This window comes from Nonomuraea sp. NPDC049637, from assembly GCF_040675235.1.
In the GTDB taxonomy this organism is placed as follows: Bacteria; Actinomycetota; Actinomycetes; order Streptosporangiales; family Streptosporangiaceae; genus Nonomuraea.
This window is the reverse complement of the sequence record NZ_JBFAOM010000003.1, coordinates 122247-142527: the sequence shown is the minus strand read 5'-3', so window position 1 is coordinate 142527 and position 20281 is coordinate 122247. Positions and strand designations below refer to the sequence as shown.

Genomic DNA, 20281 nt, shown 5'->3' with positions numbered 1-20281 from the left:
TTGACTAGTTACCTGTAATAGCCGGGAACCACTGTCCCGGACCCCACAGGAGCCCGGGACAGGTAATTTTCGATGGTCTTCAGCGACTCGCCGAAGTCCGCAATCCGAGCGCGTCGTCGAGTTCGTCCAAGGTCAGCCGCCGCTCGCTGACAGCCACGGCCGTGAGCACCTCGGCGTAGAGCGCAATCTCGTCCAACGCGACACGGTCGTGGACCCGAGAGTCCAGGTCGTCGTGCCCCACCGCGTCGTCCTTCCTTCCGCAGCCCACACCCTCTACGAGGTTACGGCGAGGGCCCTTCCGGCGACATGGCCCATCGGAGTCATTCCTTTCGGCGTCACGGGGGCCCCACAGGGATCATTTCCCGAAGTCGAGATCACAATTCAGCGAATTGCCCGGTGACTGAAGTGATAGAGGGATATAGGCGGAGTAAGGGTGAAATAGCGGTAATAGCGCGTTACGGGTGGCCGATGTGGTGGTCGTCGCGTTCGTGGATCAGCTCACGGACCAGCGCGCTCTGGCCGGCCAGGCCGTGCTGCGGCACCTTGGCGCCGGTCAGCCGGCCCCACGCCAGGCAGGTGGCGTACGCGGCGCCCAGCACGGCCGCCTTGCTCTCCCGGTCGGGCGGCGTCACCACCGCCGGCTGCGGCACGGGCGCCCCGCCCGGACGCACGGCGAAGCCCTCCGGCTCGGTGCGCTCGGCGGCCGACGTGCCCGTCAGCCCGGCACGCTCCAACTCCACGTACGCCCGCCGCAACCGGTGGTTCAGCCGCTCGGGCAACATCCTCCTGGAGTCCGACAGGTCGGCCAGGTACGCCGCCGCCGCCCCGGACGCGTCCTTCACGAAGCCCAGCGCCTCGACCAGGTCGTACACCGAGTGGGCGAAGTACGCGTCGGGATCGGTCTCGGGCAGCAGGGCCAGGGTCAGCCGCGGCGGGCAGCGGTCGAGCCAGGCCCGGCGCACGGCGTCGTCGCCCCGCGCGGCCGTGGCGTCGTCGCGGCCGGGCCGGCGCAGCACCGGCTCCACCATCGTGAGCAGCGCCAGCGCCCGCGGCCTGAACCGGATGTCGGACAGCAGCACCTGGGCGGTGTCGGCGATCAGCGCGGCCAGCCGGAGCGCGGCCCGCGGACGGCCGGCGCGGGTGCGCTCGGACACCAGCGTGACCAGGTCGAGCAGCGGCGGCGCGGGCAGCCAGCGCACCCATTCGTCGCCGGGCAGCGAGCGGCGCAGGTACTCGCCGAACAGGGTGATCAGGCGTTCGTTGCCGTCGAAGGCCGGCGCGTACGCGCACCACATGATCGTCCCCCAGACGGCGGCGACCGTGCTCGGCACGTCGGCGGCGAAGATCTCCCCGAAGGCGGTCAGCGGGTAGTCTAGCTCCGACTTGCGCCCGGCGCCGCGGACCATCTCCGCGATCTGCTCGGTCACCACCGGCAGCACGTCGGGGCCGATGAACGCCTGGGTCGAGCCGGGCTCGGCGGTGAAGTCGGGCCCGGTGGGCACCACCTGGTCCGGCAGCGCGGCCGTGGCGTGCCCCACCTTGCGCGCCCGTTCGCCCCTGGGCGGCGGCGCGGGGTGCCAGCGGCCGTCGCCGGGGTCGTGCAGGTGCCAGCGCGCGTACGCGCCGTAGAGCCAGCGGTCGCCGTCCTGGGTCACCAGGACCCTGGCCGCCAGGACGTGCGCGCGGTCGGGCACGGACAGGCCCTGCCAGCGCGGGTCCGCGACCATCGCGCGGACCTCCGCCTCTGCCGAGGTGAACGCATCCCAGGGGCGCACGGCCGTCATCGTACTGGGCCGCCCGACGGCACCCGTCGGCATTTCACGGCAGAATGTCCGCTATGAGGGCAAAGGTGGCAGGGATGTTGGCAGTGGCGGGTGTGGTGAGCGGCTGCGGGACCGCCGCGGCGCCCACTCCCACCGGTCCCGGCGTGCTCACCGTCCAGAACGCCCAGGCGCCCGCGCCCGGCGGCGAGGTCGGATCGGCCTCCAGCGAGTTCGCCGACGCCGCGGAGCTGGCCGTGTGGAGCAAGCTGAGCGACACCGAGAAGGACGTCGACAGGATCGCCAAGCTCGACGTGAACAAGACCGCCAAGGGCGCACTCTACCTGGAGCCGAAGACCTCCACCTGGTACGACGGCTTCCGCGGCCCCTTCGTCTACCAGGAACTGGCCGGGGACATCGTCATGCACGCCCGGGTCAAGGTCACCGGCAAGAAGGGCGGCAGGCCCGCGCGCAAGTTCTCGCTCGGCGGGCTCATGGCCCGCCAGCCCGGCACGTACGACAAGCCCGCGTGGATGTCCGTCACCACCGGCACCGCCGACGCGGCCGGGCAGGTGGAGGCCAAGTTCACCCAGGACGGCAGCTCCAAGCCGCTGGAGATGGCGGTCAAGGACGGCTGGGTGGACCTCGTCCTGGCCAGGCTCGGCCGGGTCGCCGTCGCGCTCTACAAGGAGGACGGCGGCGCCTGGAAGGTGGCCAGACGCTGGCCCTCGAACCTGCCCGAGGTGCTGCAATGGGGTGTCACCGCCTACACCGACTGGGACAGCTACGGCGCGCTGAAGAAGGACGCCGCCAAGGCCAACGCCAAGCAGATCAAGGGGGTGCCCGACCTCAAGCTGACCGTCGACTTCGTCCGCTTCCTCCGCCCCGAGCTGCCGGAGTACGCCGACCCGCTCAACACCGCCTCGGTGTCGGACCAGGTCCTGATCAAACTGCTGACGCCTGCCGGTGCCTGACCGCCTTGGCCATGTAGTTGTCCGGCGTGCGGGCGAAGGAGGCCCGGTCGTCGTCGGTGAGCTCGCGCACGATCCTGCCGGGCACGCCGGCGACCAGCACCCCGGACGGGATCTTCTTGCCCGGCCCCACCAGCGCTCCCGCGGCGACCAGCGTGCCCGCGCCCACCCGGGCGCCGCCGAGCACGATCGCGCCGATGCCGACCAGCGCGCCGGTCTCGACGTGCGCGCCGTGGACCATGGCCTTGTGGCCCAGGCTGACCCGGTCCTCCAGGATCGCCGGCTGGCCGGCGTCGGCGTGCAGGCAGCACAGATCCTGTACGTTGCACTCCTCGCCGATCTCGATCCGCTCGTCGTCCCCGCGGAGGACGGAGCCGTACCAGATGCTGGAGGCCCGGCCCACCCGCACACTTCCGACCACGACGGCGCCGGGCGCGATGTACGCCTCCGGGTGGAGGTCCGGCACTGCCCCGTCGTCCAACGCTGCTATGTACATTCGTCCAATCGTAATTCCCGCCCCAGGTGTGGCGTTCCGGTTGCGGACGTGGGCAGATGGCAGGAAAGTCGTTTCCTGACGTCTCGTCGTCAGACCCTCACAACCCGCAGTTTTCCCCCGCCTCACGCAAACCCTTAGGTAACCCCCATGACAAACCAGCACGAGAGCATTCCCGATCTGATGCAAGAGGACACCTTCGAAGTCGTGATGCGCGGCTACAACCGCCGTCAGGTGCACGACTACATGATCCGTACCCGGAACCAGATCCGGGATCTGGAAGAGCGGCTGGCGCGGGCGATCGACCAGGCGGAGCAGGGCCGGGTCGAGCTGGCGGAGGCCAGGCGGCGGATGGTCGAGGCGCCCCAGAGCTACGAGGACCTCAGCCCGAGGCTCGCGCAGATCCTGAAGCTGGGCGAGGAGGAGGCCGCGGCCAAGCGCGCCGACGCGGAGGCCGAGGCGACCGCCGTGCGGGAGAGCGCCAGGGCCGAGGCCGAGCGGCTGGTGACGACGTCGCGCGAGACGTCCGACAAGATGCTGACCTCGGCGCAGGCGGAGGCCGAGCGGCGGGTGGCCGAGGCCACGCAGGCGGCCGAGCGCATGCTGGCCCAGGCCGGCGCGGACGCCGAGGAGCAGCTCGGGTCGGCCCGCAGCGAGGCCGAGGGCCTGCTGCGCGACGCGCACGCCGAGGCCGAGCGGCTGGTCGGCGGGGCGCAGGCCGAGGCGGAGCGCATGATGGCGGCCGCCCACGCGCAGGCCGAGCAGCTGGTGGCGGGGGCGCACGCGGAGGCCGAGTCGATGCTGGCGGCGGCGCGTCAGCGCACGGCCACGCTCGACGAGCACGCAGGGCGCCGGGTGGAGTACCTGACCAACACCCACACCGAGGTCGTGCGGCGGCTGACCGAGATCGGCTCGGTGCTCGGCGACCTCATGCGCACCGAGGCGGCGGCCGGGCAGCTCGTGCCGGAGTCGGCGCTGCCGCCCGCGCCGGTCGCCGCCCAGCAGCCGGCGGCCGTCCCGGCGCCCGCGCCGGAGCCCGCCATCGAGGCCGCGCCGGCCCCGCAGCAGTCCGTGCAGGACGACGTGCGGGTCATCGTCGAGGAGGACGAGGAGAAGCCGAGGGAGGGCGTCTCCGACGACACCGACGTGCACATCCTGCGGCTGGGCGAGTACCACAGCTAGCGGGTGAAGGGGCGGGGAGCGGAAGCCCCCGCCCCCGATAGGGTCGGAGACTTCCGCGTTCGTGGCCCCGTTGGGGGCCCGGTGCCGGGGCCGCCGAGACGCTGGACCCGGCACCGGGCTGCTCGCGTGCGAGCCGCGGAACGCTCCACGGCCCGCAGTCAGGGAGGAGCGGGGCCGGCCCACCAGCGGGGCTGCCGGCCGGTCCGTTCCTCCTGGTCCCGGAGCTGGTCGCGCAGGCCGTCCGGGTCGTCCGCGTCGATGGTCATCGCACATCCGGCCGCGCGCTGCGCCGCGTCGAGCGGATGGTGCCGCGTGGCCCACCAGCGGCCCGCGTCGCTCCGCCAGATGGTCCACCTGGGGTACTCCCGGGCGATCTCGGCAAGATGCGGGTCAACGGACATCCGCGCACCTCTCCCGGGCCCCAGGCGAAGGTTCCATCTCCTGAACGGTTCCATCTCCTTAGAAGATGAGGGACCTCTCTAGAGAAATCAATGATCGTGATGGACAGGTCAACCTATCGCTTGACAGATCGGGTTGAACTAGGCGTCGAAGTCGTACTGGAGTACGTATGCCGCCGAGTCCAGGACCATCTCGTTGAGCTCGACGGGTCTGCCGCCCGCCGTGTACGCGGTGCGGGCGATGACGATGACGGGGGTTCCGCCGGGCAGGTCGAGCAGCCCGGTCTCGCGGGGGCCGGGCATGCGGGCCCGCACCTCCTCGGTGAAGTGGGCCGGGGGCAGGCCCAGGTCGCCGAGTCTGGCGTAGACGCCGCCCGGCCCGGTGTCGGGCAGGGTGATGGCGCTGCCCTGGACCAGGCGGGCGGGGAAGGAGGAGGTCGCCAGCTGCACGGGCCGCCCGTCCACGGAGTAGCGGCGCCGACGCACCCATACCTCGCCGCTCTCCAGGACGCCCGCCACCTCCTCCGACGCCCGCTCCAGCACCACCTCCACCTGGTCCACGGTGAAGGGACGGCCACGGGTGTCGGCGTCCCAGATGGCACGGCCCTGACCCCACTGCTCTCGTGACAGGCGGCGCGAGCCGTGTCTGCGGATCGGTTTGAACAGGCGCACGTAGACCCCCGAACCTCGTTTGGGCACCGCCAGCCCTTCGTTGATCAGTACGGCAAGCGCCTGCCTGGCGGTGGCGCGTGCGACTGCGTAGTCGGCCATGAGCGCGTTCTCGCCCGGTAGGCGGTCCCCGTCGCGCAGTTCGCCGGACAGGATCCGGGCGCGGAGGCCGTCGGCGATGCGGCGATAAATAGGGGGCTCGTGGGGTACCGGGGATTCAGACACGTTTCGATCACCCTCTGTCACCAACCAGGTTGTGGCGTCTCCAGAGAACTTGCCCCGTCTTGTCCACGATCGCACAGATACAGAGGTTGGTCCCGAGCTTCTTTTGAGCTGATCGTGCCTGTGTGATGAATGCGAGGACGTTTATGCAGACCGTTACCGTGGAACGGTCCCGGCCGCTATCCGGGGGGCCCACCAGCGGCGAGTAACCGAGGCGGCGAGCACCGCGCCCGCGGTGTTCATGATCACGTCGTCCACGGAGGAGAACCGGCCCAGTCTCAGGGCGTACTGGAGGAACTCGACCGTGACCGAAAAGGCCGCCGCGACGGCCGCAACCCGGCCGTAGGAGGCCATGGCGGCGGTCCGTACGGGCAGCAGGGCGCCCAGCGCGGCGAACACCAGCAGATTGCCCCCGACCTGCACCGCGACCGTCTCCCACGGGGCCCCGGCGAGATCGGCGAGGTCCATGAACGGGACGAGACCGACGCCCGCCCGGCCGGTGGACGGCGTGAGGATCATCCACACCCACGGCGCGGTCCCGACGACGACGCCGACGTCGGCGAGCGAGGTGCGCAGCGGCGCCGGATGCCCGGCGCGGGCCCGGCGGCGGGCGAGCAGGATGATCGCCAGGACGGCCACGGGAAGCGCTAAAACCCCAGCGATAATGATATTTCCCCACAATTCCCATGTGCGCGCCATTTGGTCATCATCCTGGGCGGCCGAGGGGTACCGGAAGGTGTCTGTACGGACAGGTCCGCCAGGGCCCGGCTGAGGGGTGGCTCACTGTCACCGCCACCACCGGGGCCTGACGGGCCGGCGCGGTTCCCGCCCCCGCCGGACTGTTGTCTCAGCGTCGCCCGACGATCTATACCGGGAGTGAGGCTAGAGGAGGCTGCTGTGCTGACCCATTTCATCGGCGGGCTGCCGGTGGCGGCTGGCCATGCGTTCCCGGTCCACGACCCGGTGACGGGCGGGGTGATCAGGCAGGTGCACGAGGCCGACCCGGAGGTGGTCGACCGGGCGGTGCGCGCGGCCAGGGAGGCGGCGCGCGACTGGGCGGGGCTGCCGGTGGCCGAGCGGGCCGGATGGCTGCGCCGCCTCGCCGAGGGCATCGAGGTCCGCTTCGACGACCTCGTCACGGCCGAGATCGCCGACACCGGCAAGCCGCTCGGCCAGACCCGCACGCTCGACGTGCCGCGCGGCATCGCGAACTTCCGCGCGTTCGCCGAGATCGCCTCCCAGCGCCCCGACGACGCCTTCCACCTCGCCGGCGTGCTCAGCTACACCGTGCGCAGGCCGCTCGGCGTGGTCGCCGTGATCGTGCCGTGGAACCTGCCGTTCCTGCTCATGACGTGGAAGCTGGCCCCCGCCCTCGTCGCCGGCAACACCGTGGTCGTCAAGCCGTCGGAGCACACGCCCGGCTCGGCCGCGGTCTTCGCCGAGATCTGCGCCGAGGCCGGCCTGCCCCCGGGCGTGGTCAACATCATCTTCGGGCACGGCCCGGCGGGCCAGCTCCTCGTCGAGCACCCGGGCGTGGACGGCGTGACGTTCACCGGCTCGACCGCGACCGGGACGCAGATCATGAAGACCGCCGCCGACCGGGTCAAGCCGATCTCGTTCGAGCTGGGCGGCAAGAACGCCGGCCTGGTCTTCGAGGACTGCGACCTGGGCCGGGCCGTCGAGGGCACGGTGAAGTCGGTCTTCACCAACGGCGGCCAGGTGTGCCTGTGCACCGAGCGGCTCTACGTCGAGCGCACGATCTTCGAGGACTTCTGCGGCCGGCTGGCGGCGCGCGCCCAGGAGGTCGAGCTCCAGCCGATGATCTCGGCCGGGCACCGGGAGAAGGTGCTGTCCTACTACGCCCTGGCCCGCTCGGAGGGGGCCAAGGTGCTCGCGGGAGGCGGCGTCCCGACGTTCGGCGACCACCGCGATTCCGGATATTTCGTGGAACCGACGGTAATGACAGGGTTGTCGGAGTGGTCCCGTTTCAATCGAGAGGAGATCTTCGGTCCCGTGTGCCACGTGGCTCCTTTCGACAGCGAGGCCGAGGCGATCGACCTGGCCAACGGCAGCGAGTACGGCCTGGCCGCCACCCTCTGGACCACCAACCTCGACCGCGCCCATCGCGTGGCCCAGCGCCTGGAGGCGGGGCTGGTCTGGGTCAACACCTGGTACCTGCGCGACCTGCGCACCCCGTTCGGCGGCGTGAAGCTGTCGGGCATCGGCAGGGAGGGCGGCACGCAGTCGCTCGACTTCTACTCCGAGCCCACCACGATCACCATCAAACTGGAGCAACCCGATGCATGACGAATGGTCCCTGGCCGTCGACACCCGGGGACAGGCCGCCGAGCGGCTGGTCGAGGCCGCGCGTACCGGCAAGCCCTGCGCGCCGCTCAGGGACCTCATCACCACGGTGGCCGACGCCTACGAAGTGCAGGAGATCAACACCCGGCGGGCGCTGGCGGAGGGCCGGCGGCCGGTCGGCCGGAAGATCGGCGCCACCAACCCGTTGCTGCAGCGGAAGTTCGGCATCGACCACCCCGACCACGGCATGCTCTTCGCCGACATGGCCGAGCTCGACGGCCGGCCCATCAAGGCGGAGCGGTTTCTGCAGCCGCGCGCCGAGGCCGAGGTCGCGCTGGTGTTCGGCAAGGACCTGACCGAGGGGCCGTTCACGCTGGTGGACGTGCTCAGGGCGGTGGAGTTCGCGCTGCCCGCCATCGAGATCGCCGACTCGCGCATCGCCGACTGGGACATCACGATCACCGACACGGTCGCCGACAACGCCTCCTCCGGCGCGTACGTGCTCGGCGCCACGCCGAAGCGGCTGACCGACCTCGACCTCGGCGCGGCGGCGATGACCATGACCCGCGACGGCGAGGAGGTCTCGGCCGGGTCCGGAGCCGCGTGCATGGGCAACCCGCTGAACGCCGCCCTCTGGCTGGCCGGCGCGCTGGCCGCCACCGGCCACCCGCTGCGCGCCGGGGACGTCGTCCTGACCGGCGCGCTCGGCCCGGTCGTGCCGGTCGAGGCGGGGAACGTGTTCGAGGCCAGGATCGAGGGGCTCGGATCGGTGCGGGCGGTGTTCGGCACGTGAGCCGCGAGGCCATCCGCGTCCCCGGCAAGGCCGTGCCCCGGGGGCGGTTCCCGCACGTCAAGCGCGCGGGCGACTTCCTGTACGTCTCCGGCACCAGCTCCCGCAGGCCCGACGGCAGCTTCGCGGGCGCCCGCGCCGACCGGTTCGGCGTCACCGACCTGGACATCCGCGCCCAGACGCGGGCGGTCATCGAGAACATCGGCGACCTGCTCATGGCCGCCGGAGGCTCGCTCGCGGATCTCGTACAGATCACCACGTACCTGGTAAACATGAACGACTTCAAGGGCTACAACGAGGTGTACGCCGAATTCTTCGACGAGGACGGTCCGACCAGGACCACGGTGGCGGTGCACCAGCTCCCGCACCCGCACCTGCTCATCGAGATGCAGGCCGTCGCCTACCATCCACAGGAGCGACCATGATTCCCCCCATTGACTTCACCAAGTGGATCGACGAGCACGCCCACCTGCTCAAGCCGCCGGTCGGCAACAAGGTGGTCTTCGAGGGGGCCGGCGACTTCATCGTGATGGTGGTCGGCGGGCCCAACTCCAGGACCGACTTCCACGTCGATCCGTACGAGGAGCTGTTCTACCAGGTGCGCGGCAACATGCACGTCAACGTGGTGACCGAGAACGGCCCGGAGACCGTGCACGTCAGGGAGGGGCAGATGTGGCTGCTGCCGGCGCGCATGCCGCACTCGCCGCAGCGCCCGGAGGCCGGGTCCGTCGGGCTGGTGGTGGAGCGCATCAGGCCCGAGGGCGAGCTGGAGAAGTTCCAGTGGTACTGCGCGGAGTGCGGCGCCAAGGTCCACGAGGTCGAGCTCCAGGTGCGCGACATCGTCAAGGACCTGCCGCCGGTCTTCGAGGCGTTCTACGGCGACGAGAAGGCCCGCACGTGTGACCGGTGCGGCGCGCTGCACCCCGGCAAGGGCTAGCTGGCCACCGACGCCCGCGCGCCGCGCGTGCCCGGGGCGTCGGGCGAGGGCTGAAGGGGGCTCCCATGCGCGTTGCCGTGCTGGGGCTGGTCGCGCTGATGGTCGCCGGCTGCGGCGGCTCGGTGCCCCTCGCCGCGGAGGACGAGCCCGTACGGGTCGGCGCGATCATCTCGCAGACCGGCGTGTACGCCACCCTCGGCGACGACATGGAGACCGCCATGCGGCTCTACCTGGACGACCACCACGGCCTGCTCGGCGGCCGGCCGGCCCGGCTGGTCGTGGCCGACGACGCCGGCAGCCCGGAGATCGGCGCGGAGCAGGCCAGGAAGCTGATCGACGGCGGGGCCGACGTGCTCACCGGCCTGCTCGCCTCGCCGGTGGCCGTCTCGGTGGTCAAGGAGGCGGCCGGCACCCCGGTGGTGATCGCGAACGCGGGCGCCGACCAGCTCGGCGGGCCCGGCGTCTTCCGGGTGTCCTACACCAACCGCGCCCACGGCTACGCGGCCGGCCGGTACGCCGCCGAGCACTACGCCGGCCAGGACGTGGTGCTCATGGCCCCCGACTACTCCGCGGGCGCCGAGACCCTGACCGGCTTCGCCGAGGGATACGGCGCCGGGCCGCTCAAGCGCATCCTGACGCCGTTCGGCGGGCAGGCCGACCTGGAGCCGTACCTGGCGCGCATACCGCGCGAGGCGCGGCTTCTGTACGCCTTCTACGCGGGCGGGGAGGCGGTCGCGTTCGTCAAGGCGTTCAGGCGGTTCGGCTACGATGCCAGGATCAAGCTGCTGGCCTGCCAGAACCTGGCCGACGAGGACGTCCTGCGCGCGGTCGGCCGGGACGCCGAGGGCATGGTCAGCGTCGGGCTCTGGTCGCCCGCGCTGCGGAACCCGGCCAACGCCGCGTTCGTGGCGGGGTGGCGGGCGCGTACCGGGCGGAACCCGTCCGCGGTCGCGCTGCAGAGCTGGGACGCGATGCGGCTGATCGACCGGGCGGCGGCCGCGGGCGGCGACCTGACGAGGGCGCTGGCCGGGGTGCGGGAGCTGGACGGCCCGCGGGGGTCGCTCCGCCTGGACTCGGCGCACAATCCGGTGCAGAACTGGTACGTCCGCCAGTACCAGAATGGTGTAAACCGGATAATCGCCACCATCTCGCCCTCGTAAGGAGCACAACCGGTGCTGGACCGCGACGCCTGCCTCGCCCTCGACGCCGACGATCCGCTGCGGCCGTTCAGGGACGAGTTCGTCCTGCCCGAGGGGGTCGTCTACCTCGTGGGCAACTCGCTCGGCGCGATGCCCCGCCGCGCCGCGGAACGGGTGCGCCGCACGGTCGAGGACGAGTGGGGCGGCCAGCTGGTCGGCGGCTGGAACGCGGCCGGCTGGTACGACCAGCCGCTGACCGCCGGCGACCGGCTCGCGCCGCTGATCGGGGCCGGCCCCGGCCAGGTCGTCGTGGGCAACACCACCACGATCGCCGCCTACCAGGCGCTGGCCGCCGCCGTACGGCTGCGCCCCGGCCGCAAGGTGATCGTCTCCGACCCGCGGAACTTCCCCACCGACCACTACATCGCCCAGGGCCTGGCCCGGCTGCTCGGCGACTACGAGGTGCGCGACTACGCCGAGGGCCGCTTCGACGACGCGGCCGTGGTGCTGCTGTCGGAGGTGGACTACCGCACCGGCGCCCGGCGGCATGTACCCTCGGTGACCGCCCAGGTCCAGGCGGCCGGGGCGCTCATGGTCTGGGACGTGTGCCACAGCGTGGGCGCCATGGAGGTGGACGTGTCGCAGGCCGACTTCGCGGTCGGGTGCACGTACAAGTACCTCAACGCCGGACCCGGCGCGCCCGCCTTCCTCTACGTCAACCCGCGCCACCACGCCACCGCCGAGAACGTGCTGTCCGGCTGGCACGGCCACGCCGAGCCGTTCGCCTTCGAGACCGGCTACCGCCCGGCCGAGGGCATCCGGCGCTTCGCGGTCAGCACGCCGCACGTGGTGTCCTTCGCCGCGCTGGAGGCGGCGCTGGACATCTGGGAGCGGGTGCCGATGGCGCAGGTCCGGGCCAAGAGCGTCGCCCTGACCTCGCTCTTCGTTGACCTGGTCGGCGACGCGCTCAAGCTGGTCTCGCCCGCCGAGCCGGACGCGCGCGGCAGCCAGGTCTGCTTCCACCACCCCGACGGCTACCCGGTCATGCGGGCCCTCATCGACCGGGGGGTGCACGGCGACTTCCGCGCGCCCGACGTCCTGAGGTTCGGCTTCGCGCCGCTCTACATCGGCTACGCCGACGTCCACGACGCGGCCACCACGCTGCTGGAGGTGCTGGACAAGGAGCTGTGGCGGGACGAGCGGTACGCCCGGCGGCTCGCGGTCACCTGATCGGGCGAGTCCTCTCCCTCCTGGGAGCGAGCTGGAACATCGCTGTCGTCGGCGATCCGCCGCCAGGGGGCCCCGGCCAGGATTGTCCCATCGAAAGCCGATGTGACCTGGAGAGATCCCCATGAAGCGCACCCGTCTGGCCGCCGCCGTCCTGGCCCTGTCCGCTCTGTCCGCCCTGACCGTGGGCGCCCCCGCCCTCGCCCATGCGGAGGTGGGCGCCCACAGCGCCGCCGACGCCGTCCAGGTGCCGCCGATCAACGAGGCGGCGCTGCGGAAGAGCATCGCCGGGCTGCCCGCGGCCGACGCCACCGCGGCCGAGGTCAGGGTCAGCGGCTCGGCCGGCTCCTGGCACGGCGTCTCCGGCGTCACCGATCTGCGCGGGAAGCACCCGGCCAGGGAGGGGGCCAGGTTCCGGGCGGGCAGCGTGACCAAGGTGCTGACCACGGCGGTGGTGCTCCAGCTCGTGGCCGAGGGCAGGGTCTCCCTCGACCGCACGGTCCAGGACTACTTGCCGGGGCTGCTGCCCGCCGACTACCCGCCGGTCAAGCTGGCCCAGGTGCTCAACCACACCAGCGGCCTGCCCGCGCCGAAGTCGGAGGGCGGCTTCGAGCGGGTCTACGCCGACCGCTTCAAGACGATCACCCCGCGGGAGTACGTCCGCCAGGCCGTGCTCAACCCGATCGAGTTCACCCCCGGGACCAGGCAGCACTACCTCAACATCAACACCTTCGTCGAGGGCCTGGTGATCGAGAAGGTCACCGGCAGGTCGTACGAGCAGGAGGTCGGCGCCCGGATCCTGCGCCCGCTCGGCATGAACCAGAGCTACTTCCCCGGCAGGTCCGTCAAGATCCACGGTCGGCACAACCAGGGTTACCAGGTCGTCCCCAAGGGCTTCCCCGACTCCTTCCCCTACGGCGGCGCGTACGTCGTGGACGTCACCGAGATGGAGGTCACCTCCACCTGGGCCTCGGGCGACCTCATCACCACCACCGCCGACCTGGAGAAGTTCACCAAGGCGCTGTTCGGTGGCGAACTCGTGCCCGCCGAGCAGCTGAAGCCGATGTTCGCGGTGCCGAAGGTGACCATGTACGGCACCGACGGCGAGCCGGCCCACTACACCTCGGGGCTGACCGAGCTGACGCTGCCCGGCGGCATCGTCGCGTACGGCAAGACCGGCGCCCGCTACGGCAGCTCCGCCGGCATCGGCGCCACCCAGGACCTGAGCCGCGTCGTGGTCTTCTCGGTCAACTCCACCGACGCCAAGGCCCAGGGCCAGAACGAACGCGGCCTCGGCATCGCACTGGCGGCCTTCGCGAAGTAGGTCAGGGGCCTCATGGTGGCTTTGGTCACAGAGGTCCCTTATCGCCTCTCCTGGCGTGTTTCGGCGAACTGATCCAGATATCATGACCTCTGCCCACAAGGCACTGACGATGTTCGCCCGCGTGACCGTGCGACCTCCGCACACCCGGCGGGTCGGGCGGGAGCGCGCCCCCAGCTCCGGGAGACCCCCGCCATGCTGCTGACCTTCGCGGTCACGACGCTGATCATGATCATGATCCCCGGCCCCGACGCGGCCCTGATCATGCGCAACTCCCTCGCCCACGGCCGCGGGGCCGGCCTGCTGACCATGCTCGGCGGCCTGCTGGGCCTGTCCGTGCACGCCGCGGCCGCCGCGGTCGGCCTGTCGGCGCTGCTGGCCGCCTCGCCCACCGCCTTCACCGTGGTGCGCGCCCTCGGCATCTGCTACCTGCTCTGGCTCGGGGTGCACGCCCTGCTGTCGAGCCGGAACCGGGCCAAGGCCGTGGAGGGCGCCGCGCCCCCGACCGGCTCGCCGCTCGTGCACGTGCGCAGGGGGCTGCTGTCGAACCTGCTCAACCCCAAGGTGCTGCTGCTCTTCGTGACCTGGCTGCCGCAGTTCCTGCCCGGCCACGGCGACACCCTTGGACGGGCCCTGCTGCTGTCCGGGATCATCGCCGTGCTCTACGTGCTCTGGTTCAGCCTCTACAACGTGATCATCGACCGGGTGAGCGCGCTGCTGCGCAGGCCGCGGGTGCGGGCCAGGGTCGAGCGGGTGACCGGCGTGCTGCTGGTCGCCTTCGCGCTACGGCTGGCCGTCCAGTAGCTTGACCGCCCGTTTCGGGGCGATGGTCCGGTAGCTCTCCTCGACCCAGTCGAGCAGCACGTCGGTCTCGGGCAGCGCCGACAGGAACGGCACGGTCACCCAGCCGGCCCTGCCCAGGCCGTACCCGCTGGGGGCCGCGCCCTCGACGGTCAGCGCGTGGCCGTGCGCCTCCGACAGCAGCTTCACGCCGAACGTCGGGGCCCACTTCTCCGTCTGCTCGTCCAGGCCGAGGAACAGGAAGACCTTCTTGTTGACCTTGATGACCGTCTCGCCCCACGGATGGTCCTCGTGGGTCTCGGGCAGCCCCAGCGCGAAGGCCCGCAGTTCCGCACGTACGGTGTGCCAGTCGTCCATGTATGGACGGTACCGAAGGCGGCCCCGCGCGGTCACCGCGGCGGTCGCCGGAACTCCGTGAGCCTGGCCTCGATGGCGTCCCTGATCCGGTCCCTGGCCTCCATCCGGGGGACGCCCGACATGAGCAGGCGGTCGTAGTCGGTGTCGAGGTGCCGGACCGACGCGATCACCGCCAGCGTGATGGCGTTCTCGTCGAGCGCCCTGGCCGCCGCCGTCCGGCCCACCCGGCCGCTGCCGCGCCGGCCGGCGTGCTCGGCGATCTCGCGGGCCCGCTCGGCCGGGCAGCCAGGGAACAGCCGGGCGATCTCGGCCGCCATCGCCGCCTGGAAGGCGACGTCCTGCTCGGCCCTGCGCACCTGGTCGCGCTCGCGGCGGCGCAGCCGCGCGTCCTCGTCGGCCAGGCAGCGCTCCTCGGCCGCGGCCAGCGCGCCCTCCTCGACCAGCACGCCCTGGCGCTGGTAGACCTTGCGCCGCCGGTTGTACCGGACGACCACCGCCGACAGCCCGCTCTCCTGCTTGGCCCGCCGGCTGAGCGCCGCGTTCCCCGCCGGCAGGAACACCAGGTGGTCCAGGTCGGCGCAGCTCAGGCAGTGGGGCCGGTCGTCCTCCATGATCAGGTACGGTCCGGTGTCGCCGCAGGACGCGCACGTCCATGGGTCCTCCGAGACCACCGCCACCAGGTCGGGGGCCTTGCTCTGCCGCTCGGTGAGCCGCCGCACCCGGGCCTCGCTCAGGTCGGGCGAGAGCCAGTGGACGCGGAAGGCGTCCTGCCCGTGGCCGGAGGTGAAACGCAGGTCGCGCCGGTCGCGGGTGCCGGCCACGTACGGCGTCTCCACCGGCCGCAGCCCCTTGGCCAGGGCCCATTCCCGCAGCAGCCCGGCCGTGACGAGCAGCCGCTCCTCGTCGACCGCGGCCAGCTCGGCCAGCGTGCCGGCGCGGCCCTGCCGCCAGAGGTCCACGTGCCGGGACCGCAGCCAGCGCAACCCCGTCACGACGTCGATGAACGTCACGTAGTGACGGGTGGTCAACGCGATCTCGGCTGCTTCTGCGACCCTGCGGGCCAGGTTGGGCTTGCTCACGCGGTCCAGTCTCCCGCGCCCTTTGTCGTGAGATGGCGAGACCCGCAGCTTTCCTTTTGGCTATTGCGGCAAGTAACCCCTTCGGATCTGGCATCTTGGGGGAAATCGTGCGCCTGCTCTGGCCTGCCGTACTCATGCTGGCCACCTCGTGTGGCGTCGCCGAGGACGGCTCGCAGCCCGTCGTGACGGGCGCGTTCGGCAGCAAGCCCGTCGTCGCCATACCTCGGGGGAAGCCGGGGCGCACGCCGCGGATCACGGTGCTCTCCATGGGCAACGGCCGGCGTACGGTCCCGGGGGACGTCGTGCTCGCCGACGTGGACATCCGGCGATGGTCGGGCAACCAGCCGTATCTCAGCACCTACGACGGCAACCAGCCCACCACGGTCGTCTTCGACGGCAGGCAGGTCTCCGAGACCTGGCGGGCCTCGCTCATCGGCAGGCCGGCCGGCAGCCGGGTGATGCTGGTCAGCCCGGCGTCGGAGGCCATGGGCCCGAACGTGCCGCTGACCGGCGTCTCGCCGGCCGACACGCTGGTGGTGGTCTTCGACATTCTCGGCGGCTACCCGCCCGACGCGCGGCTCGTCGGGCGGGCCCTGCCGGCGATCCCGCCCGACCTGCGGCCGGACTCCCCGCCCCGGACCCTCATCGACGGTTCGGGACGGGACGTCACGGCGGGTTCCAAAGTGGTCATCCAGTACGTGGCCGCGTCCTGGCCGTCCCGCACGGTGGTGGACTCCTCCTACCGGAAGGGCGGTCCCAGCGCCTTCACGCTCAGGCCCGGCTCGGTGCCGCCCGCCTGGCTGGAGGCGCTGGTCGGCAGCCGGGTCGGCAGCCGGCTGGCCGTGGGGTCCCCGGGGGACAGGCCCATGCTGTACGTGATCGACGTCCTCGACACGATCACGCCGGCCTGAGCCGCCTCAGCCGCAGTGCTCGAACGGGCTGTCGTAGGCCGAGGCGCCGGCCTTGCCGCCCCACTTGACGCACGTGTTCGCGGCGGCGGCGTAGACCGGACCGGCGTAGTAGCCGTAGTTGCCGGAGTCGGTCTTCCTGGTACTGCCCTGCACCTCCAGGTAGGCGGTCGTCGCGGTCGCCGTGCCGAGCGACTTCGCCTTCATGGTGACCACGCAGTTGTTGCCGTTGGAGCCGTTGTAGAGCAGGTAGACGGTCCCGTCGGTGCCGAGCCCGGCCGAGTCGATCACGTCGTAGCCGGCGCCGCAGGCTTCCTGCGGCGTGTACGGGTTGCTGGACCCGCCGCAGTTCTTGGAGCTCAGCGTCTGCACCGGGTAGCCGAAGGTGACGCCGTTGAAGACGGCCTTCTGGATGTTCGACGGGTAGCTGGTGCCCAGCCGCACCTCGTAGTGCAGGTGGGGGCTGATGTTGTTGCCCGGCTTGCTGGTGTTGCCGACCGTGCCGATCTGCTGGCCCTGCGAGACCGACTGGCCGGCGCTGACCAGCCGGGTGTTCAGGTGGGCGTAATAGGTGGACCAGCCGCCGCCGTGGTCGATCTTGACGAGGTTGCCGTAGCCGTTGGTCGAGCCCTGGTGCGCCGAGATCGCCACCGTTCCCGAGGCGGCGGCCACGACCGGGTCGCCGAGGTCGGCGTCGGCGGTGCTGCCCCTGTTGAAGTCGATCTCCCACGACTGGTGGGCGCTGCTCGCGCTGGAGTTGCCGGTCCAGGTCTGGCCGCAGGGGAACGGCATCTGGAAGTTCGTCGCGAGGAGCTGCGCCTGGGCGGACTCCGGCTCCGGGTCGGCGAAGGCGGGGGTCGTCGTACCGAGGCCGAGTAACAAAGCCAGGCCGGCGACCATTGATCGGCTGAGCTTCATGGGGTGATCCTTTCCAGTGGGATCTGTGACACCAGAGTCCGCATTGGCCGCACAAGAATCATCCAGAACCGATACAAAGAGCTGTCAGATCTCCCGTAAAGGGGCTGATGCTGTCATGACGGTCACCTTCCACGTCCTCGGCCCGCTGGAGATCCGCTCCGCCGGCCGCCCCCTACGGATCTCCGGCGGCAAACCCCGCATGCTGCTGGCCACGTTGTTGCTGGAGGCGGGGCAGGTGGTCGGCGCCGACCGGCTCGCCGAGGTGCTCTGGCCGGGGCGGCCGCCGCGTTCGGCGCTGGCCAACGTGCGCACCTACGTCAGCTCGCTGCGGTCCCAGCTCGGCCCGGTCGGCCTGCGCGCCGCCGGGGCCGGCTACACGATCGACGTCGCCGACGGCGCGCTCGACCTGCGCCTGTTCGAGGAGCTGACGCGGCGCGGCGAGTACGGCGAGGCCCTCGCGCTCTGGCGCGGCGCGCCGCTGAGCGACCTGCCGGGCAGCCCGGTGTGGGACCGCCGGATCGAGCACCTCCACCGGCTGCGGCTGCGGGCCGCCGAGTCGCTGATCGAGCGGCGCCTCAAGGCCGGCGACCACGACGGCGCCGCCGACGAGCTGCGCGGCCTGCTGGTCGAGCACCCCTACCGGGAGGACCTGTGGGGCCGGCTGCTGCTCGCCCTGCACCGCGGGGGCCGCAAGGCCGAGGCCCTGCGCACGTACGCGGCGGTCCGCGACCAGCTCGTGGACGAGCTCGGCGTCGAGCCGGGGGCCGAGCTGCGCGGGGCGTACGAGCTGATCCTGGCCGACGAGGGCCGGGCGGCGCCGGCCGTGCCCCGGCAGCTCCCGCCCGACCTGCCGGACTTCATCGGCCGGGCCGCGCCCCTGGCCGCGCTGGCCGGGACGTTCTCGGTCGCGGTGATCTCCGGCCCGCCCGGCGTGGGGAAGTCGGCCCTGGCCGTGCACGCCGCCCATCGCCTGCGCCCGGCCTTCCCCGCCGGGCAGCTCTACCTGGAGCTGGGCGGCAGGGCGCCGGGCGAGCTGCTGGCCGAGGCGTTGCGGGCGCTCGGGGTGACCGGCGCGCCGCCGACGCCCGGCGAGCGGTCGGCGCTGCTGCGGTCGCTGCTGGCCGAACGCCCGATGCTGGTCCTGCTGGACGACGCCCGCGACGCCGCCCAGGTACGCCCGCTGCTCCCCGGCAACGACAGCGCCGTGATCGTGACCAGCAGGCGGCGGATCACCGAGCTGCCCGGCGCGCTGCGCGTCGAGCTCGGCGAGCTGTCGCCGGAGGAGTCGCTGGCGCTGCTCGGCGGCGTCGCCGGGGCCGGTCGGGTGGCCCGCGAACCGGCCGACGCCCTGGCCGTCGTCACGCTGTGCGGCGGGTCGCCCCTGGCGGTCAGGGCCGCCGGGGCCCGGCTGGCGGCCCGGCCCGGCTGGTCGTTGTCGGTGCTGCGCGAGCGGCTCGAAGAGGACTGGCTGGCCGAGCTGAAGGAGGTGCGGGCCTGCCTCGACGCCGGGTACCGCAGGCTGCCGGCGGAGGCCGCCCGTACGCTGAGCACGCTCGGCGTCCTCGGGCCCGCCGCCGGGGCCCAGCCGGGCTGGGTGGTGGACGCGGCACTCGGCCGGCACGGCGCGCACGACGTCACCGACCTGCTCGTGGACGCCCACCTGCTGGACCCGGTCGGCACCGACGACGTGGGCCAGCCGCGCTACCGCGTGCCCGACCTCGTCGGCAGGCACGCCCGCGACCGCGGCCCCGACCGCGGGGCGCTGGCCCGGGTGCTGGCGGCCTGGACGGCCACCACCGAGCACGCCATGGCCCGCCTGCCCACCACCGTCTTCAGCCTGACCGCGGCCAGGGCGGCCAGGTGGCGGCTGCCCGCGCGCACGCTCGACCGGCTCACCGCCGACCCGATCACCTGGTTCGAGTCGGAGCACGAGGCGCTGGCCGGAGCCGTGGACCTGGCGGCCGAGCTGGGCCTGGCCGAGTCGGCCTGGGGGCTGGCCGCCGCCATGGTGCCCTACCTCGACCTGCACTGCCACCTCGGCACCTGGCGCCGTACGCACACCGCCGCCCTGGCCGCCGCCCGCGCCGCCGGCGACCGGTACGGCGAGGCCGCCATGCTCAGGGGCCTGGCCCAGGTCAGCCTCTACCAGGACCGGTACGAGGAGTCCGCCGAGGGCTTCACCCTCTCCCGCCAGATATTTCACGAAATAGGAGACGTCAGGGCCGAGGCGACCTCGGTCTGCGGGCTCGGCGCCGTGAACCAGTTCCGCGGCCGGCACCTCCAGTCGCTCGCGCACCTGCGCCGGGCGCTGGCCATGTTCGTCGCCTCGGAGGATCGGCACGGTGAGGCGTTCGCCCGGCAGGCCATCGGCCGGGCCTGCCTGACCTCGGGCGACCTCGTCCAGGCGGCGGAGTCGCTGGGCGAGGCCATGCGGCTGGCCCAGGAGCTCGGGGACGCCCACCGGGAGGGCTGCGTGTGCCTCCAGATGGGCCGGCTGCACCAGGCGATGTCGTTCCACCGGCACGCCCTGGAGATCTTCGAGTCACTCGGCGACCGCCACTGCGGGGCGTACGCGCTGCAGAGCCTCGCGGGCCTCCAGGCGGCGCGCGGCGACCTGACCCGCGCCTCGACCGGCCTCGAACGCTCACTGGAGGTCTTCCAGGAGCTCGGCGACCGCAGCGGCGAGGCGTCGGCCACCCAGCTGCTCGGCGAGCTGCACCGCTCGGCCGGGCGCACCGGCCTGGCCCTCGACTACCTCAGGCACGCCAGCGCCCTGCGCCGCAGCCTGCCGGTCTGAGAGAGGAC

21 protein-coding genes are annotated in these 20281 nt (G+C 72.2%); 12 read left to right on the top strand and 9 right to left on the bottom strand.

Annotated features, from left to right (window positions below; all coding sequences use genetic code 11):
• Nucleotides 1-79: 79 nt before the first annotated feature.
• Nucleotides 80-241, bottom strand: coding sequence for a hypothetical protein (locus AB0J71_RS05380; RefSeq protein ID WP_020540796.1), 162 nt, complete (start codon nucleotides 239-241; stop codon nucleotides 80-82).
• Between the two features lie 214 nt (nucleotides 242-455).
• Nucleotides 456-1784, bottom strand: a complete 1329-nt coding sequence (locus AB0J71_RS05375) for a hypothetical protein (RefSeq protein ID WP_364413135.1) — start codon at nucleotides 1782-1784, stop codon at nucleotides 456-458.
• A gap of 74 nt (nucleotides 1785-1858) precedes the next feature.
• Here AB0J71_RS05375 and AB0J71_RS05370 point away from each other — a divergent pair, with 74 nt between their 5' ends.
• A complete protein-coding gene (locus AB0J71_RS05370) occupies nucleotides 1859-2734 on the top strand; it encodes a hypothetical protein (RefSeq protein WP_352327376.1) in 876 nt (291 codons plus the stop codon).
• Here the strand turns inward: AB0J71_RS05370 and AB0J71_RS05365 are convergent.
• Nucleotides 2706-3227, bottom strand: a complete 522-nt coding sequence (locus AB0J71_RS05365) for a gamma carbonic anhydrase family protein (RefSeq protein ID WP_364412920.1) — start codon at nucleotides 3225-3227, stop codon at nucleotides 2706-2708. The genes AB0J71_RS05370 and AB0J71_RS05365 overlap by 29 nt on opposite strands.
• A 147-nt stretch (nucleotides 3228-3374) precedes the next feature.
• Between AB0J71_RS05365 and AB0J71_RS05360 the strand changes: the two genes are divergently transcribed.
• A complete protein-coding gene (locus AB0J71_RS05360; protein WP_364412917.1) occupies nucleotides 3375-4406 on the top strand; it encodes a hypothetical protein in 1032 nt (343 codons plus the stop codon).
• Nucleotides 4407-4564: 158 nt separating this feature from the next.
• Here the strand turns inward: AB0J71_RS05360 and AB0J71_RS05355 are convergent, their stop codons facing one another.
• From AB0J71_RS05355 to AB0J71_RS05345, 3 genes are all read right to left on the bottom strand, one after another.
• Nucleotides 4565-4807 (bottom strand): hypothetical protein, encoded by a 243-nt coding sequence (locus AB0J71_RS05355; protein ID WP_364412914.1) that lies wholly within the window; start codon nucleotides 4805-4807, stop codon nucleotides 4565-4567.
• Nucleotides 4808-4945: 138 nt separating this feature from the next.
• On the bottom strand, nucleotides 4946-5698 hold the full coding sequence (locus tag AB0J71_RS05350) for a GntR family transcriptional regulator (RefSeq protein ID WP_352322974.1): 753 nt from the start codon (nucleotides 5696-5698) through the stop codon (nucleotides 4946-4948).
• A gap of 153 nt (nucleotides 5699-5851) precedes the next feature.
• The gene (locus AB0J71_RS05345) at nucleotides 5852-6334 is read right to left on the bottom strand and encodes a VanZ family protein (protein ID WP_352322975.1); all 483 of its coding nucleotides are present in this window, start codon (nucleotides 6332-6334) and stop codon (nucleotides 5852-5854) included.
• Nucleotides 6335-6592: 258 nt separating this feature from the next.
• Between AB0J71_RS05345 and AB0J71_RS05340 the strand changes: the two genes are divergently transcribed.
• The 8 genes from AB0J71_RS05340 (at nucleotide 6593) to AB0J71_RS05305 (ending at nucleotide 14217) form a co-directional block, all read left to right on the top strand.
• Nucleotides 6593-8002 carry an aldehyde dehydrogenase family protein gene (locus AB0J71_RS05340; RefSeq protein WP_352322976.1) on the top strand — a complete coding sequence of 470 codons (1410 nt, stop codon included), beginning with the start codon at nucleotides 6593-6595 and terminating at the stop codon, nucleotides 8000-8002.
• Nucleotides 7995-8792, top strand: coding sequence for a fumarylacetoacetate hydrolase family protein (locus tag AB0J71_RS05335; RefSeq protein ID WP_352322977.1), 798 nt, complete (start codon nucleotides 7995-7997; stop codon nucleotides 8790-8792). The genes AB0J71_RS05340 and AB0J71_RS05335 overlap by 8 nt, the downstream gene beginning before the upstream one ends.
• Nucleotides 8789-9214 (top strand): RidA family protein, encoded by a 426-nt coding sequence (locus AB0J71_RS05330; RefSeq protein WP_352322978.1) that lies wholly within the window; start codon nucleotides 8789-8791, stop codon nucleotides 9212-9214. The genes AB0J71_RS05335 and AB0J71_RS05330 overlap by 4 nt, the downstream gene beginning before the upstream one ends.
• Entirely contained in the window at nucleotides 9211-9726 is a 516-nt protein-coding gene (locus AB0J71_RS05325) for a 3-hydroxyanthranilate 3,4-dioxygenase (RefSeq protein ID WP_352322979.1), read from the top strand. The genes AB0J71_RS05330 and AB0J71_RS05325 overlap by 4 nt, the downstream gene beginning before the upstream one ends.
• 65 nt (nucleotides 9727-9791) lie before the next feature.
• Entirely contained in the window at nucleotides 9792-10886 is a 1095-nt protein-coding gene (locus tag AB0J71_RS05320) for an ABC transporter substrate-binding protein (RefSeq protein WP_364412911.1), read from the top strand.
• 12 nt (nucleotides 10887-10898) lie between these two features.
• Nucleotides 10899-12095 (top strand): kynureninase, encoded by a 1197-nt coding sequence (gene kynU, locus AB0J71_RS05315; protein ID WP_364412908.1) that lies wholly within the window; start codon nucleotides 10899-10901, stop codon nucleotides 12093-12095.
• Nucleotides 12096-12216: 121 nt separating this feature from the next.
• Nucleotides 12217-13416, top strand: a complete 1200-nt coding sequence (locus AB0J71_RS05310; protein WP_352322982.1) for a serine hydrolase domain-containing protein — start codon at nucleotides 12217-12219, stop codon at nucleotides 13414-13416.
• A gap of 192 nt (nucleotides 13417-13608) precedes the next feature.
• The gene (locus tag AB0J71_RS05305) at nucleotides 13609-14217 is read left to right on the top strand and encodes a LysE family translocator (RefSeq protein ID WP_364412905.1); all 609 of its coding nucleotides are present in this window, start codon (nucleotides 13609-13611) and stop codon (nucleotides 14215-14217) included.
• Here the strand turns inward: AB0J71_RS05305 and AB0J71_RS05300 are convergent.
• Both AB0J71_RS05300 and AB0J71_RS05295 read right to left on the bottom strand, forming a co-directional pair.
• Nucleotides 14197-14571 carry an MmcQ/YjbR family DNA-binding protein gene (locus tag AB0J71_RS05300; protein ID WP_352322984.1) on the bottom strand — a complete coding sequence of 125 codons (375 nt, stop codon included), beginning with the start codon at nucleotides 14569-14571 and terminating at the stop codon, nucleotides 14197-14199. The two genes, AB0J71_RS05305 and AB0J71_RS05300, sit on opposite strands and share 21 nt — an antisense overlap.
• 32 nt (nucleotides 14572-14603) lie before the next feature.
• Nucleotides 14604-15650 (bottom strand): DUF2293 domain-containing protein, encoded by a 1047-nt coding sequence (locus AB0J71_RS05295; protein WP_364412903.1) that lies wholly within the window; start codon nucleotides 15648-15650, stop codon nucleotides 14604-14606.
• Nucleotides 15651-15757: 107 nt separating this feature from the next.
• On the opposite strand from AB0J71_RS05295, the gene AB0J71_RS05290 reads away from it, so the two are divergent.
• Nucleotides 15758-16561, top strand: coding sequence for an FKBP-type peptidyl-prolyl cis-trans isomerase (locus AB0J71_RS05290; RefSeq protein WP_352322986.1), 804 nt, complete (start codon nucleotides 15758-15760; stop codon nucleotides 16559-16561).
• Between the two features lie 6 nt (nucleotides 16562-16567).
• Here the strand turns inward: AB0J71_RS05290 and AB0J71_RS05285 are convergent, their stop codons facing one another.
• The gene (locus AB0J71_RS05285; protein WP_352322987.1) at nucleotides 16568-17476 is read right to left on the bottom strand and encodes a M23 family metallopeptidase; all 909 of its coding nucleotides are present in this window, start codon (nucleotides 17474-17476) and stop codon (nucleotides 16568-16570) included.
• A gap of 115 nt (nucleotides 17477-17591) precedes the next feature.
• On the opposite strand from AB0J71_RS05285, the gene AB0J71_RS05280 reads away from it, so the two are divergent.
• The gene (locus AB0J71_RS05280) at nucleotides 17592-20273 is read left to right on the top strand and encodes a BTAD domain-containing putative transcriptional regulator (RefSeq protein WP_352322988.1); all 2682 of its coding nucleotides are present in this window, start codon (nucleotides 17592-17594) and stop codon (nucleotides 20271-20273) included.
• The last annotated feature ends 8 nt before the right edge of the window (nucleotides 20274-20281 follow it).